Raw genomic sequence first — 14,356 nt, forward strand, 5'->3', positions numbered from 1 at the left:
CACCACAACACGTCCCAGAGTAACAATTGTGGGCAGCATTGAGGTTGACAATCGATCAATAACCCGCGACCGGGAGGCTGCAGATTACCAACCCCGCGTGCAGATCGTGACGGGAGACAGGGACCTGTTCCAACTGGTGGACGACGCCCGGGGCGTGCAGGTGCTGTACCCGATCAAGGGCGTGGGGACCCTGCAGATCACCGACGATGCGCTGCTCATGGAGAAGTACGGCGTGAACGGGTCCCAGTGCGGCGACCTCGCCGGCATCCAAGCCGCAGCCGTCGACCCAGTCGCCCTCCAAGAACTCTCCGAACGCTGGCGCCTCGGTACTCCTGTGAAGCGCCTACTCGACGCCCTCACCCAGAACGGCAAGAACGCCTGAGACCGCTCCGACGCGGCGACCAGGCTCACGCGTCCTAGGTGCTGAGCAATGACCGTGCCAGCATTCGGAGCTCCTCGTCCGCGTGGCCCTGGCCGGAGACAGGGGTGTCGGTCAGCAGGCGACGCGGGGAGAACGCGAAGCCTCGCAGAGTCGGACGGAGATCCTCCGGGAGCACCCCGGTGGCAGCGAGCGCCTTGAGGGCGCGGAGGCCGACGGGGGAAGCTCCGACGAGTTCGGAGAGAACGGGGACGGCCCGGTTTGGGGTGCCCGTGATCCAGTAGTGTGCCTCGGCGGCGGCCATCCTCGTCCAGTCACCGCCTTCGAGCATGGGCTCGATCAGCGGCAGCAAAGGAGTGGCGGCGGCGCCCAACGGCTCCAGGGCTCCGAGGTACCAGTGGACCGGGCCCACGCCCGAGAGCAGCCCCTCGAAGGTGCTCAACGCCAGATGGGTTTCGCCTGTCAGCTGGTAGTGAGCCACGGCCGCTGTGGAACGCAGCGAGAGGTCAGCGCTCTGTGTCGCCTCGCGCAGCAAATCGATGGTCTCGGGCGTGGCGGAACCGTTTGTCCCAAGCAGCCTGGCGGCGACGATGGCCGCGCGCCTCGTCCGAAGGCAGTCGACCAGTTCCGGCTGGGCCTGGCGAGCTGCGGCCCCGAAGTGGGCCAGAGACTGGACCAGAGCAATACCGTCGTTCCCGGTCGCACCTGCTGCGAGTTCGCGGCGGATCGCCGGTATCAACAGTTCACCGTCCTCGGGGAAGTGTCGGGCAGCGGCCCCGAGCAGCCGTGCCGTGGGACGGCACAGCACCAGCCGCGGTGCGCGGGCGTCGCGGGAGCACACCAGCGCCAGGAGTGCTGACGCAGTGGTCTCCTCGTCCTCGTCGTTCGCGAATCGGTGGAGTGTGTCGCGGATCCCGGCCCCAGGCTCGGGAACGAGCTCGATCCAGTGTCCGATGGCGCGCAGACGGCCGGCGATGGCACGGGCTTCCCGCTGCTGGGGCAGAGCCGTCTGGAGCAGGTCGAGCACGTCGGGTTCCTGGTCGCGCCAGGTTTCGACGATCTCTTCGGCGAGCCAGGAGCCACGTGTGCCGAGGTCGCCCGCGGAGATCCACCGAGCGGCCACCGTGAGGCCGGCGTGTGGGTCCTCTCGGAGCAGGCGCGTGAGCCTGTCGTCCAGCGTCCGAAGTCCAGACCAAGGGAGGTCGTCGTCCCCGGGATCGGGCTCGGCGCCGTCCTGGGCCATCACCTCCACCAACGCAGGAGAGTACGGCGGCTGCGACCGCTCTGCTGCGAGCACGGCGGCTGCCAGCCTGACCTCGGGAAGCAGGTCGGCCAGGCCGTCCGGCCCACGGCCCAACTGCTCCAGGCAGACCACGGCATCCGCGCGAACGGCCGGAACGTGATCGTCGACGTACAGCGCAGCAACCTGCTCCGCGATGACGGCTCGCTGCTCCTCCGAGAGCAAGTCCCCCACGGCGGCGACCACCCGTAGCACGGCTCGACGAACACCCCTCTCCGGGGCGCCGAGACAGACCAGCAGCTCGGGGAGCACCCGGCACAGCTCCGCACAGACGGCACCGACCGAGCTGTCGGGCCAGCGCGGCCCGTCGACGTGCTTCGGCTCATGGTCGGCGAGGACGGCGAGCAGCATCAGCAGCTCGGCGCGCCTGCCGGAGACGTGGATGGCAGCGTGCGCGAGGAAGGGGACGGCTGGCGCTGAGGCCTCATAGACCGTGCCCTGGTGCCAGATGTTCCCGTGGAGCTCGTAGATCGCCTCGTCGATGATCTCCTCGTCTCCCTGGTAGAGCGCTCTGACCAGCGCAGGCAAATCCTCCGCGGAGCCGTAGGCGTGGTTCAGGGCCTGCCACTGGACCTCATCGAGCTCTGCCGGCGGTCTCACGGTCTGCACTCCTCAGCTGCTTGGGTGCGCCGACTTTATCGGCTGTCGTAGGGTCCGTTTCCATGACGATGCTGATGACGTACGCGGGCGCCGGTGAGCCGGAGGAACTGGTCACTCGCACAGGCGGTACGCCCTTGGCACCGGCGGGAACGCCATGGCCCACCTGTGCGATGTGTGAGGGGTCGATGCAGTTCCTGGCTCAGATCGTCCTGGACGACCTGGGTCACCCAACAAGCCTGGTCGGCCCCCGAACCGCCCGAACCATGGCGATCTTCATGTGCCAGAACGACCCCGGCATGTGCGACGAGTGGAGCCCAACTCTGGGCGGCAATCGGGCTTTGTTGTTCCCGGTCGCCGATCTGCACCCAATGACCCCTCCCCACGAGCACGACGAGGGCACGCTGCGCCTCGGCGCTGTCAATGCCGTGACGTTGGTGTCGATACCCGGATCCGACTATGGCAGCGCACGCGAGAGTTGGGGCAGCCGGAGCACGAACGGGCTGCGGGACGTCCTGGGACAGCTCGGCGGCCAAGCCGACTGGCTGCAGGACGACGAGACACCCGAATGCCCGCGCTGCACCCAGCCCATGGAGCTGATCGCCCAGCTCGAAGAGGGACCGGAGCACAGCACGTCGATGAACTTCGGCGGTGGCGGTACCGCGTTCGCATTCGCTTGCGAGCCCTGTACAGAGGCCGCCTTCCTATGGCAATGCTGACCTGCGCGACGTCCGGCGTGGATGGCGGGGACGCAGACGCGATGCGGGCACAGCTGGAGGACAAGTCGGCGTGGCCGTGTCCCAAGCTCCCCTCACCGGCGACCAGCGGATCGTCGTGCACTACAACAGCGGTGAGGAGTACACGACCGCCGACTTCTTCCTTCACCCACCCCGACTTGGCGAGGAACCTGGTCCTGGCGAGTGGCGAGCGCTGACCAGGGTCGGATCGGGCCGGGGCTGTTTCGGCCCGAACTCGTCGCGATCCTTGACGCCCCGGAGGGTGCGGCCGGGGTGCACGCGCGCCTACTTCCCCGTCCCTCCAAGAAGTGGTTCCCCGAAGTGGAACAGGACCTCGCCGACAGCATCGCTCCCTTCTCCTCCGCCGTAGCCACCATCGTCGGCCCCTACCTGCTTTGATACCGATTCGCCATCGAGGGCACCGAGGCCCTACCAGTCGCGGACGGATTCGCAGCCCCCGGTCAAGCCCTTGCCTGCCCAGGCCAGGTCGGCTCCTGACTCGACTTCAGCCTCGGTGATGATGGCGCCGAGCGCATCGTAGAGCTCCTCGCGCTCAACGGTCTCGATGAATCCGGCGCGCTCGTCGAGCTCGTTGAAGGCTTCGCCGAACTGCTCCCCGAGCTCGACAAGCCTCGGCGTCAGTACGTCTGCCGCATCACCGGACGCCAGCACGGCGAGCACCGCGCGCCGCGTCGCTTTGTACTGCGCCGACGCCTTCTTGTAGATCGCGGCGCTGATCTGCTCACGGCCATCCCAGTCCCGGAGCGGATTGTTCAGGTTCTCGGCGAGCCACCCGGGCTTCCGAGGCTTGGCGATCCTGAGATGGACACCCTGGGGCTCCTCGGGCCGCCACAGCCTCCTCATCGCCGTCGCGTACTCCGCGGGGACACTGACCAGGTCCAACCACTCCAGTGCCGGAACAAGCCGCGGCAAGAGGCAGTCCGCCCCGACCATCCCGAAAACGTCGGAGAGCCTGAAGTGCTTCAGCGAAGTCAACTCATTGAGGCTCGATGCCGATGACAAGGTCACCGGTCCGATGAGGGTAAGGCCGGTCAGCGTCGGATACCGCTCGACGAGCCGCGCACAGTCCAGCGATTCCACAGCCCGAACCGTCAGCCGACGCGTCTCCTCGTGAGGACCTGCCTGCCCGGCGAGAGGCTCGTTCAATCCGCTGCCGGTGATGCTTTTCGCCCATGGGTCAGACCACTTCGACTCGTCGCCCCGCCGTCGGCGCCGCTCCAGGGCTAGGTCGAGCCCCATGGCCCACCCGAACGCGTAGCTGTTCGACGGCTGGTCGTGCAGCAGCGGCAGTGTCCCGATGACCTTACAGCTCCGAGGGAGCACCCATTCATAGTGGCAATGCGCCAGCTCCCCCGTGAAAGACCCGCGTGTGCGCGAAATCGGCCCGACGTCGCCGAGCTCCGCCACGGACATCGGCTCAGGGCCGGACCAGTCGAGGTGCAGGACCCCCACGAGCTGGTGGTCCGGGTCCAGACCAGTGATCTGCGCCGCTGTCCACTCGCCGAGATGCTCGGAGAACGCCGCGACGACATCGCCCGGAGCGATGGGTCTGGGGGGTGTTGCTTTGAGAGCAGCCATGCCCCGCAGACTATGGGGCACGACCCACAGCCACTTCCACCCCGACGAACGCGTGTGCTGCGCTGCAACGGCAGTATCCCGCGCTCCTCCCTCACCGCCGGTGGACGATTTCTGGAATTCGCCGATCTGTTGCGACTGATGACCGCGACAGCGGTCATCAGTCCAAAGTGCTGACGAGTGTTCAGACTTTGACGACAGCCACACCAGGACCGCAGAGCATCAGCAGATCTTCAGGGTCTGACGTCAGGACAGTGACCGGAGCAGGAGACGCGAGCGCAGTTGCGGCCACCAGAGCATCCAGGGCGTACTTGTGCCCGTGCAGTCCAACTGCCGAGAGGATCCTGCTCGCATGACGTGCGATCATTTCCGAGGGTGGGACGACGTTCACCCGCGAGACGGCGTAGTCGAACTGGGCCTGGTTGACACGAGGGTCACGCGCCTCAACGAGCGTTACAGAACTCATGACCACGCGGATGTCCTCAGCTTCAGCAGCCGAAAGCCACTCAGTCAGTTCAGGGCTACGACGTACAAGCTTGGACAGCCCCTCACAGTCCAGGACAAGGGTCCCGCTCACGCAGCATCCGCAGCGCCGGCGGCTTCGCCACGCAGAACGGCCCGTTTCGCCTCAATCGCTGCGCGATCGACCGGGCCGTGCTCTGCTTCGGCGGCCTCGATCAGCTCGCGCAGCCGGTCCCGCTCCAGTTGCCGCTGGATGAGGGCCTCGACGTACGCGGACATGCCGCGCTTGCCGATGCGCTCCTTGAGCGCCGCGATAGTGCCCTCGTGGAGCGAGACGGAGACGGGACGGGTTGGCCCCTCGCCGGGAACAGCATGCGTAGCCATGGCTGGATCATAACAAATCGATTGTTATTTGACGAGCGATGGGGGTGGGGCCGGCGCTCACTGAGAGTCGCCGGTGCGCGTGCTGGGCGGCCAATGAGCGGGCACCCAGTCGCCATCAGGGTCGGTGGTCTGCCCCACCTCGATCAGATGGCCGTCAGGGTCGCGGATGTAGCAGCGGATCTCGTACTCGTGCTGTTTCGGCGGCGTCAGGAACTGGGCACCCCGGGCGCTCCACTCCGTGTACAAGGCGTGGATGTCCTTGACCCGGATATTGAGGAAACTGCTGACCCGGTCGGGATCGCGCGGCGTTTCCAGGGTGACCGACGGCTTGTCGTCGGTCGGGCCGCCACCGACATTGATGATGATCCAGCTGTTGGCCAGAGCGACATAGGTCAGCCCTCCGGGGCCGGAGTAGGCCAGCCGGCCGCCGAGTACTCCGGTGTAGAAGCGTCGCGAGCGCTCGACATCGTTCGAGACGATGAAGTGGGCCAGCACGATTCCTTCTGGCGGTGGTGGGAGTTCGGCCATCTGGTACCTCCACGCGTCGGTCGGGATTCAGCGTCGGTCTAGCGTGCCCCTCGGAGCAGTCGATGATTCGCGGCATCACCCTCCTGGCAGCATCGCGTGCGGTCGCCGCAAGCCCTGACGCCTGGGGCATTCGGGCGAGGCGCAGGTGTGGGTGGAAGCGCCGACGGGGACATCCAACCGGCAGGCACACAGGTGCCTGCGAGTAGAGCCAGGTCTTGCATACAGCAGAGGCGGTCATCCTGTGCGTTCCGACATCGTCCCCGGTGGAACCTTCCCTGACTACGCGCTGCCCGACCACACCGGCACCGTCCGCTCGCTGAGCGAACTCCAGGGTCAGGACCCCTTGATCCTGACGCTCGCGCGTGGCAACTACTGCCCGAAAGAGCACCGGCAGCATCTGGAGCTGGCCGAGAACTACGCGAAGATCGCAGTGGCGTACACGCAGGTGGTCACGATCGCCACCGACGACCACCACACGTTGCAGGAGTTCCGCGCCTCAGTGGGGGCCCAGTGGCCCTTCCTGTCCGACCCTGAGCGGAGCGTCCAGCAGGACCTGGAGATCCAGGAGTACACCGATCCCGAGCACGACCCGATGATCCCGCACACGCTCGTGCTCAAGCCGGGACTGGTCATCCACAGCGTCTACAACGGTTACTGGTTCTGGGGACGCCCGTCGTTCCAGGACCTGTGGCACGACCTGCGGACTGCTACTGCCGAGATCCGTCCGGACTGGGATCCGAGCAGCCCGGGTCTGCGCGAGGCCTGGGACGCCGGAGACTACTCGAAGTTTCATGGTTGGGACCGGCGGTCCCCCAGCGCCGCAGCGGCCGGGGCAGAAGCGGACGGACGGGCCGTGTAGGTCGCTCGGTCGAAGTCTGCGTGGTGCCCGTGACCGTTGAGGTCCCAGACCCAGAGGCCCACGAATGCTCCGGTGAAGCCGCGGGAACGGATCCGGTCGTCGTCGAACTCCTCGGCGTGCTCGTCGGACAGTACCGTCGCGTCGAGCGCCGGGCCGTAGGAGTGCCAGCCCATGGCCGTGCCGAGGCGGAACTGCAGCGACGGTCCGGCGAGGTCCAGTCCGAGGCTGAAGCGGTCGCCTGCTCCGAGTGCCGTCCGAGGGAGGGTTTCCACCGTTGTGCGGCCCCGATCACAGGTGGCCAGGCGGACCTGGGTGCTGCCGTCGTCGTCCGCGGTGACGTACAGGAAGTACCAGTTGCGGGTGTTGTAGTACGCGGTGATGCCGGCCAGGTGCTGGAAGCCCTGCGGTTGGAACTCCATGACGGCCTCGAAGGAGCAGTGCGCGTCCGTGACCCTGCGGGCGACCAGGCTCGGGCCGACCAGGCTCATCGGTGAGCGCCCGCCGTGCACCCGCAGGTGGGAGGGGCGCGCCGTCAGCGAGAGCCAGTCGGACGCGGCGGGGCGGCGCAGCGTCGACCAGTTCGGGCCGAGTTCGCGCTGGTCGAAGTCGTCCTCGTCCGGTGCGAGCCGGTCCACTGGGGTGGTGGTCCACGGTGTGGGGGTCAGGTCCGCTGCGGGTATCTGCAGTTGGGGCAGCCCGGTTCCGGTCCGTGGCCATCCGTCGGCGGTCCAGCTCACCGGCGCGAGGGCGGTCTCCCTGCCCAGGATGCAGGGGCCGTGCGTGGTGACGGGTCGGGCGGCGAGGTAGCCGAGGTACCACTGTCCCGAGCCCGTCTGCATGAGACTGCCGTGTCCTGCCTTCTGCAGCGGCAGTTCAGGGTGGTCGCGTGCGGTGAGCAGCGGGCCGTGGGGGTCGCGTTCGTAGGGTCCGGCCAGTGAACGGGAGCGGGCCACGGTGACCTGGTGCTGGTAGCCGGTTCCGCCGTCCGCGGTGAGCAGGTAGTACCAGGGGCCGCGGCGGTAGAGGTTGGGGCCCTCGATCCAGCCGGTCCCCGACCCCAGGTCGATCCGTACGGGTTCGCCGACCAGCCGGCGGGCGGTGCGGTCGTAGCGGGTGGCCTCCAGTCCGGCCGAGCCGCCGTGTCCGGGCCGCCAGTCGTGGACCATGTTGACCAGCCAGCTGTCGGCCCCGTCGTGGAACAGGGACGCGTCGAACCCGCGGGCGTGCAGCAGGACCGGGTTGGACCAGGGCCCTTGGATCGAGGCTGCGGTGACCAGGTAGTTGGGGCAGTCGGTGAAGCCGCCCGCGTAGGTGGACACGTTGGAGTACACGAGGTGGAACAGGCCGTCGGCGTGGCTCAGGTTCGGGGCCCACACGCCGCCCGAGTCCGGGCAGCCGGTCAGGTCCAACAGTGTCCGGCTGTCGAGCGCGCCGCCCAGCGGCTGCCAGTGCATCAGGTCGCGGGACGTGTGCAGGCGTACGCCGGGGTACCACTCGAACGTCGAGGTCGCCAGGTAGAAGTCCGCGCCGACGCGCAGCAGCGAGGGGTCCGGGTGCGATCCCGGCAGGATCGGATTGTGGATCACCGGGGTGGTGGGACTCATCGGAGCTGGTCCTCTTCATGGCGGGTTCGCGGCGGTTCGGGGCAGTCGCCGGCGGGTTGATGGCGGGGTTCGCGGCGGGTTGATGGCGGGTTCAGGGCGAGCAGGGGTCGCCCGGGGGCCCGGGCACAGTCGGCGACTGTAATGTCGAACATATTCGCGATCAACCGGCTGGACATTCTGCCGTGGACCAGGCCGAATCCGCCGACCTTGACGCAGCGTCCGGTCCGACACCATATTGTTCGTCACCCCGCCCCTCCCGCAGTCGGGGAGCCCAGCGAAGGTTGTGAGCGCTAACACGGATCGCCGCATCCCGGGGCCCGGGGTCAGGGGCCGGTATCCGGAATCCGGAAAGGACCCTCCTCCTCGATGCACCGCCGCCTCCTGCCACTGGCCGCCGCCGTGGCTGCGACCGTGACCATGACCAGTGCCCTGTCCCTGCCGGCCGCGGCGCAGGCCGCCTCGGGCAACATCACCGCCGCGGTCCTCGCCGATCAGGACATCGTCCTGAACGGGGACGCCGTGGTGAACGTCCCCTCCGGGACCCACACCTACACCGGCGTCATCTCCGGCCAGGGATCCCTGCGCGTGTCCGGAACCGGCACCCTCGTCCTGACCAAGGACAGCACCTTCACCCTCCCCACCGCCGAGCGCCACCAGACCGTCGCCGTCCTGGGCGGCAACCACCCCTACACCCAGGTCAGCAACCCGGACACGCCCGCCGTCACCGTCGATCCGGGCGCCACCCTGCAGTACGGCACCGGCGGCACCACCGGCCTGATCGGCGCCTTCCCCTACAACTCCCCCGGCTACCAGCAGAACCAGGACAACATCCGGGTCGACGGCACCCTGCGGCTGTCCCTGACCCGCGCGTTCAATCTGGGCACCATCAGCGGCAGCGGCCTGGTCACCCAGCCACGCTCGATGTGGGGCACGCTGCAGATCTGCGGCACCAACCCCTTCAGCGGCGTCATCGACAACGGCACCGGCACCACCTTCGCCGGCACCACCTGCCCCGCGGCCCTCCCCGACGCCCGCAAGGTCCTCAACCAGGGCTCCTGGATCATCGACACCCCCCTGGGCCACACCGTCGTCGAGCGCCAGGACTTCTACAACCGCCAGTACGGCAGCGACATCAACGTGCACTCCCGCCCCGGCAGCACAGTCGTCCTCACCGGCTCCTACAGCTGGGCCGACAGCGGCCCCGACACCGACCCGCAGTTGAGCGACCCGACCCTGAACTGGCAGCCGGTCGCGCACAACCCCAACGTACGCGGCACCAACATCGAGGGCGCCACTGTCCGCTGGGGCGACGGCACCACCCACCAGATCTTCATGCCCGGCACCGCGCAGACCGTGTACATCAACCTCCACGCCGCGTCCGGACGCCGTTCCCAACTGACCTTCGACTACGACGGACCGGTCACCCTCGGCGCCCCCATCGGCGGCGGCAAGTACCACGACACCCTGGCCGCCCCGGGCCAGGGCGACATCGTCCTGGCCGACACCCCCGGCAACGACGTCACCTACACCGCCGTCCAGGACTACGACGGCTCCACCACCATCGAACCCCACGCCACCCTGCGCCTGGGCAGCGGCACCGCGGGCCAGGACAGCGGCCTGTACAACCGGAGCTCCCAGGACACAGTGATCGACAACGGCACGCTCGTGCTGCAGAACCACAGCACCGCACCGGCGCTGCCGGCGATCACCGGTACCGGTTCGCTGACCCAGGACGGCCAGGCCACCACCACGCTCAGCCACGCCGTCTCCTACACCGGCCCCACCACCGTCGCCAAGGGCACCCTCGCCCTGAACGGCACCACCCTGATCCACAGCAGCGGCGTCAGCCTCACCACCGCCGCGGCCACCCTGGACCTGCGCGAGGCGGCGGCAGCATCCCTCCGCTCCCTGACGGCAGCCCGAGGATCCAGGATCCAGATCAAGGTCGGCGGCACCCTCACCGTCGGCGGAACACCAGTTCCGCTGACGGGCAGTCAGACAGCGATCGGCCGAACCGCCTTCGCGATCGCCCGTTCCACCGGGGCCGTCACCCTCACCGCGCTCGGGACCACCGCCACGACTCCCTCCGCTGCGCCGTCCCCGAGCAGTCAGGCGCTCGCATCGACGACCACCGCCGCCGGTCGATCGCACGCCGCCCAGGGAACCATCAACGGTGACGCCGCCTCCAGCAGTTCCTTCAGCGCCGCCTGGCCGCTGACCGTCCTCGGCGCCGCCGGCCTGTGCGTGTTCGCACTCGCCGTCGTGCTCACCACCCGCCGTGGCCGTCGGCGTCCTGGCCGGCACACACGCTGAGACGCACTCGGGCGCCCCGTCACAGCGGTGCGGCGACAGCGGGGCGGAGACCCGCAACGCGCGGTCTCCACCCCTGGTCGGAGTCGCGGTTTCGACCGTGGTCGGATGACTGGGAGATCACCGCGTCGGATGCTTCCGGCATGACTTCTCCGCGAACGTTCCATGGGGACCCGGTGGCCATCAGAGTCGAAGGGCTGACAAAGAGTTACGGCCGTAGAACAGCAGTTGACGACCTGTCGTTCACGGTCGGGTCCGGAAGGGTGACGGGGTTCTTCGGCCCGAACGGGGCCGGGAAGACCACCGCGCTCAAGGCGGTCGTCGGCCTGTCCAGGCCCACCGCGGGCCGGGCGTTCGTCCGGGGGACACCGGCCACGACGATCCGGCCCGACGCCCGCGTGCTCGGTGTGCACATCGAGGCCTGCGGGGCCCATCCCGGCCGGAGCGGCCGGGCGCACCTGCGGTCGCTGGCCGCGCTGGCCGGACTGCCCCGCCGCCGGGTCGGCGAGGTCCTGGAGCTGGTCGGCTTGGAGGGGGCGGCCGGACGCAGGGTCGGGAAGTACTCGATGGGCATGCGCCAGCGGCTGGGGCTGGCCGCGGCGTTGCTCGGCGATCCGGAGATCCTGGTGCTGGACGAGCCGGTGAACGGCCTGGACCCGCAGGGGATTCGCTGGTTGCGGAAACTGCTGCGGGATCGGGCCGCACGCGGGGGCACGGTCCTGTTGTCCAGTCACATGCTGGGGGAGGCGGCGCAGACCGTCGACGATGTGATCGTGATCGACCGGGGCCGGCTGGTCCACGAAGGCCCGATCCGGGAGCTCGAACGGTCCGGGGAGAGCGGGGTCGTGGTGCGCACCGCCGAAGCGGAGCGCCTGTCGGGCCTGGTGGCCGCAGCCGGTGGCCGCATCAGGCCCGAGGACGGCGGCGGGCTGCTGGTGGAGGGGCTTGACGTCGCGGAGGTGGCACGGCTGGCCCAGCGCGAGGGCGTTCTGCTGGAGGAGATCCTCCAGCGGACCGCTTCGCTGGAGGACGTGTTCTTCGGTCTCACCGGAGGGGCGGACCGATGAGCCATCTGCTGCGAGGCGAACTGATCAAGACCGTGACCACCCGGACCGTGCTGGGCTTCGCGGTGGGCGGGGTCGCGTTCGCGGTCCTCAACGTCCTGGTGATCGCGGTGTGGTCGGGCAGGCTGGACAAGATTCCCGAGAAGGAGGAGGCTCTGTCGGCGTTGCCGGTCCTGCTGCTGCTCTGGGGGCTGGTCGGTACGGCCGGGGAGTACCGGCACCGGACGGCGGCACCGGCGGCACTGGTGGGCCGTCGTGACCGCGGGGTCGTGCTGTCGGCGAGAATTGCCGCTTACGCGCTGACCGGGCTCCTGCTCGGTACGCTGACGACCATGGTGTCGCTCGGGCTCGGACTGCCGCTCCTGGGTCACCAGCCCGGTCCCGACCTCACCTCGGGCGACGTCGGAGCCGTCGTGGCGGGCGACCTGGTGGCGTTCGTCCTGTCCGCGATCCTGGGCGCCGCCCTCGGTGCTCTGATCCGAAGCCCCGTCCTGGGAGTCGTCGTCCTGCTGATCGTGAACTTCGCGGTGGTCCCGGCGCTGTCGGACGTCTGGGAGTCGGGGATCAACCTCACGCCGTTCGGCGCGGCCGGAATCCTCAGCCGAATGACCCACGACACCACCCTGTCGGTGGCCTCCGCCGGATGGGTACTGGCCGCATGGACGCTCGCGATCACACTGCTCGCGGTCGTCGTCGAGCGACGGCGCGATCTGGCGTGAACCGGCTCCCCCGCAGGGCCCGGACGGCGTACGACCTGCTGGTCGCGCGCCGCTCGGCGCTGTTCGACCTCACGCTGGCGGTGATCACGACCGGGGTGGAGGTGGGGCTGCTCTTCAACGACGACACCCCGGTCCGCGTGGTCCCGGTCGTGCTGACCGTGCTTGCCGGCACCACGCTGCTCGCCCGCCGCCGTGCACCGTTCGCGGTGCTCGTAGCGGCCTGTACGAGTGCCGCAGTGCTCGTGGCGCTGGGCTACTCCCCCGGCGGGGCGCCCGTCGTGGTCGCCCTCGCCTCACTCGCCGACCTGCGCGACCGTCGGGTCTCGGCGGCGACGCTCGTGCCGACAGCGCTGTTCCTGCTGTGGGCGAGCATCTCCTCGCTGCCCATCCCGATCGCTGCCTGGGCGCTCGGCTCGTACCTGCAGACCCGGCGGCGCTACACCCTGGCGTTAGAGGACCGAGCAGCCACCCTGGAGCGCGAGCGCGAACAGCTCGACCTGATCGCGGCGCAGCGGGAACGCACGGCCATCGCCCGCGAGCTCCACGACATCGTCGCCCACTCGGTCACCGTCATGCTGATCGGCGTGCGCGGCGCCCGGGACATCCTGCCGACCGCACCCGAGGTCGCGGCCGAGACACTGGAGCAGGTCGAGGTCAGCGCGGAGCAGAGCCTCGCCGAGCTCCGCCGGATCCTCGGCCTGCTGCGCACCTCGGACAGCGGCGCGCAGCGACGGCCGCAGCCGTCACTCGACCAGCTCGCCGGGCTGGTGGCCGGATACCGGACGGCGGGGATGCCGGTGCGGCTGCAACTCACCGGCGAGGCCCGACCGTTGGCCGGCGGCCTCGAACTGTCTGCCTACCGGATCGTTGAGGAGGCGCTGACCAACGTGCTCAAACACACCGAACCGACCCGGGTCACGGTGACGCTCGACTACGGCCGGACACAGCTGGACGTCACGGTCGAGGACGACGGCGGCGGCCACGACCGGCACCCGTCGTCCGGCGGGCACGGCATCCTGGGGATGCGCGAGCGGGCCGCGGTGGCAGGCGGCAGCCTGGAGGCCCACCCCACCGCCGGCGGATTCCTGGTGATCGCCCGGCTCCCGGTCGGAGACGCCGCATGACCATCCGCCTGCTGATCGTCGACGACCAGGACCTGATCCGCACCGGCTTCCGGCTGTTCCTGCAGACCCAGGACGACCTCGAAGTCGTCGGCGAGGCCGCCGACGGCCACGAGGCTCTCACCCGGGCCGCCTCGCTGCGCCCCGACGTGGTCCTGATGGACATCCGGATGCCGCGCATGGACGGTATCGAGGCCACCTCCCGGCTGGCGGCCTCCGAGTCCTCACCCCGGGTACTGGTCCTGACGACCTATGACCTGGACCAGTACGTCTTCGGCGCGCTACGGGCGGGCGCGTCGGGCTTCCTGCTCAAGGACGCCCCGCGCGAGCGTCTGCTGGAGGCGATCCGGGTGGTGCACGCGGGCGAGGCGCTGCTGTCGCCGTCGATCACCCGCAGGCTGATCGAGGACTACGCCGCCCGCACCGAGCCGCTCCGGCCCCCGACCGAACTGCTGGCCGGTCTCACCCCCAGGGAGCGGGAGATCCTGCTGCTGGTGGCTCGCGGCCTGTCGAACCCGGAGATCGCCGCGCACCTGGTGGTGACCGAGGCGACGGTGAAGAGCCACGTCGGCAGCGTGTTCGCCAAGCTCCACCTGCGCGACCGGGTCCAGGCGGTGGTGTTCGCCTACGAGAACGGCATCGTCCTGCCGGGGATCCCGGGCTGAGCCGAGGACCTGACGGTCGGTCGGTGGACGC

15 protein-coding genes are annotated in these 14,356 nt (G+C 69.2%); 9 read left to right on the forward strand and 6 right to left on the reverse strand.

Going from position 1 to position 14,356, the window contains the following annotated elements; all coding sequences use genetic code 11:
* Positions 1-28 precede the first annotated feature (28 nt).
* On the forward strand, positions 29-382 hold the full coding sequence (locus ABUW04_RS35585) for a hypothetical protein (protein ID WP_380568529.1): 354 nt from the start codon (positions 29-31) through the stop codon (positions 380-382).
* A 34-nt stretch (positions 383-416) separates the two neighbouring features.
* Here ABUW04_RS35585 and ABUW04_RS35590 read toward each other — a convergent pair whose 3' ends face one another.
* Positions 417-2,279: a hypothetical protein gene (locus tag ABUW04_RS35590; protein WP_380568530.1), complete on the reverse strand. Its 1,863-nt coding sequence runs from the start codon at positions 2,277-2,279 to the stop codon at positions 417-419.
* Positions 2,280-2,341: 62 nt separating this feature from the next.
* Here ABUW04_RS35590 and ABUW04_RS35595 point away from each other — a divergent pair, with 62 nt between their 5' ends.
* Both ABUW04_RS35595 and ABUW04_RS35600 read left to right on the forward strand, forming a co-directional pair.
* Positions 2,342-2,995, forward strand: a complete 654-nt coding sequence (locus tag ABUW04_RS35595) for a hypothetical protein (RefSeq protein ID WP_380568531.1) — start codon at positions 2,342-2,344, stop codon at positions 2,993-2,995.
* 201 nt (positions 2,996-3,196) lie between these two features.
* Positions 3,197-3,412 (forward strand): hypothetical protein, encoded by a 216-nt coding sequence (locus ABUW04_RS35600; RefSeq protein ID WP_380568532.1) that lies wholly within the window; start codon positions 3,197-3,199, stop codon positions 3,410-3,412.
* 30 nt (positions 3,413-3,442) lie between these two features.
* On the opposite strand, the gene ABUW04_RS35605 is transcribed toward ABUW04_RS35600, so the two are convergent.
* From ABUW04_RS35605 to ABUW04_RS35620, 4 genes are all read right to left on the reverse strand, one after another.
* The gene (locus ABUW04_RS35605) at positions 3,443-4,612 is read right to left on the reverse strand and encodes a hypothetical protein (protein ID WP_380568533.1); all 1,170 of its coding nucleotides are present in this window, start codon (positions 4,610-4,612) and stop codon (positions 3,443-3,445) included.
* A 181-nt stretch (positions 4,613-4,793) separates the two neighbouring features.
* Positions 4,794-5,186, reverse strand: a complete 393-nt coding sequence (locus tag ABUW04_RS35610) for a type II toxin-antitoxin system VapC family toxin (RefSeq protein WP_380568534.1) — start codon at positions 5,184-5,186, stop codon at positions 4,794-4,796.
* Entirely contained in the window at positions 5,183-5,455 is a 273-nt protein-coding gene (locus ABUW04_RS35615) for a hypothetical protein (protein ID WP_380568536.1), read from the reverse strand. Before ABUW04_RS35615 ends, ABUW04_RS35610 begins: the two co-directional genes overlap by 4 nt.
* 57 nt (positions 5,456-5,512) lie before the next feature.
* Positions 5,513-5,983: a VOC family protein gene (locus tag ABUW04_RS35620; protein ID WP_380568537.1), complete on the reverse strand. Its 471-nt coding sequence runs from the start codon at positions 5,981-5,983 to the stop codon at positions 5,513-5,515.
* A gap of 241 nt (positions 5,984-6,224) precedes the next feature.
* Here ABUW04_RS35620 and ABUW04_RS35625 point away from each other — a divergent pair, with 241 nt between their 5' ends.
* Complete coding sequence (locus ABUW04_RS35625; protein WP_380568539.1) at positions 6,225-6,842, forward strand: peroxiredoxin family protein; 618 nt, start codon at positions 6,225-6,227, stop codon at positions 6,840-6,842.
* On the opposite strand, the gene ABUW04_RS35630 is transcribed toward ABUW04_RS35625, so the two are convergent.
* On the reverse strand, positions 6,773-8,446 hold the full coding sequence (locus ABUW04_RS35630) for a glycoside hydrolase family 43 protein (protein ID WP_380568540.1): 1,674 nt from the start codon (positions 8,444-8,446) through the stop codon (positions 6,773-6,775). The two genes, ABUW04_RS35625 and ABUW04_RS35630, sit on opposite strands and share 70 nt — an antisense overlap.
* Positions 8,447-8,812: 366 nt before the next feature.
* Between ABUW04_RS35630 and ABUW04_RS35635 the strand changes: the two genes are divergently transcribed.
* The 5 genes from ABUW04_RS35635 to ABUW04_RS35655 all read left to right on the forward strand — a co-directional run bounded on the left by ABUW04_RS35635 (position 8,813) and on the right by ABUW04_RS35655 (position 14,325).
* Positions 8,813-10,759 (forward strand): autotransporter, encoded by a 1,947-nt coding sequence (locus ABUW04_RS35635; protein WP_380568541.1) that lies wholly within the window; start codon positions 8,813-8,815, stop codon positions 10,757-10,759.
* A gap of 140 nt (positions 10,760-10,899) precedes the next feature.
* Entirely contained in the window at positions 10,900-11,823 is a 924-nt protein-coding gene (locus ABUW04_RS35640) for an ATP-binding cassette domain-containing protein (RefSeq protein WP_380568542.1), read from the forward strand.
* Entirely contained in the window at positions 11,820-12,539 is a 720-nt protein-coding gene (locus ABUW04_RS35645) for an ABC transporter permease (protein WP_380568543.1), read from the forward strand. Before ABUW04_RS35640 ends, ABUW04_RS35645 begins: the two co-directional genes overlap by 4 nt.
* Positions 12,536-13,663 (forward strand): sensor histidine kinase, encoded by a 1,128-nt coding sequence (locus tag ABUW04_RS35650; protein ID WP_380568544.1) that lies wholly within the window; start codon positions 12,536-12,538, stop codon positions 13,661-13,663. The genes ABUW04_RS35645 and ABUW04_RS35650 overlap by 4 nt, the downstream gene beginning before the upstream one ends.
* Complete coding sequence (locus ABUW04_RS35655; RefSeq protein ID WP_380568545.1) at positions 13,660-14,325, forward strand: response regulator; 666 nt, start codon at positions 13,660-13,662, stop codon at positions 14,323-14,325. The genes ABUW04_RS35650 and ABUW04_RS35655 overlap by 4 nt, the downstream gene beginning before the upstream one ends.
* The last annotated feature ends 31 nt before the right edge of the window (positions 14,326-14,356 follow it).

It is taken from the genome of Streptacidiphilus jeojiensis (assembly GCF_042510965.1).
Classification (GTDB): Bacteria; Actinomycetota; Actinomycetes; order Streptomycetales; family Streptomycetaceae; genus Streptacidiphilus; species Streptacidiphilus jeojiensis.

Coding starts and splice junctions, on each gene's coding strand:
- ABUW04_RS35595 (WP_380568531.1), top strand. CDS start 2,342: ATGACGATGCTGATGACGTACGCGGGCGCCGGTGAGCCGGAGGAACTG.
- ABUW04_RS35605 (WP_380568533.1), bottom strand. CDS start 4,612: ATGGCTGCTCTCAAAGCAACACCCCCCAGACCCATCGCTCCGGGCGAT.
- ABUW04_RS35615 (WP_380568536.1), bottom strand. CDS start 5,455: ATGGCTACGCATGCTGTTCCCGGCGAGGGGCCAACCCGTCCCGTCTCC.
- ABUW04_RS35620 (WP_380568537.1), bottom strand. CDS start 5,983: ATGGCCGAACTCCCACCACCGCCAGAAGGAATCGTGCTGGCCCACTTC.
- ABUW04_RS35630 (WP_380568540.1), bottom strand. CDS start 8,446: ATGAGTCCCACCACCCCGGTGATCCACAATCCGATCCTGCCGGGATCG.
- ABUW04_RS35635 (WP_380568541.1), top strand. CDS start 8,813: ATGCACCGCCGCCTCCTGCCACTGGCCGCCGCCGTGGCTGCGACCGTG.
- ABUW04_RS35640 (WP_380568542.1), top strand. CDS start 10,900: ATGACTTCTCCGCGAACGTTCCATGGGGACCCGGTGGCCATCAGAGTC.
- ABUW04_RS35645 (WP_380568543.1), top strand. CDS start 11,820: ATGAGCCATCTGCTGCGAGGCGAACTGATCAAGACCGTGACCACCCGG.
- ABUW04_RS35655 (WP_380568545.1), top strand. CDS start 13,660: ATGACCATCCGCCTGCTGATCGTCGACGACCAGGACCTGATCCGCACC.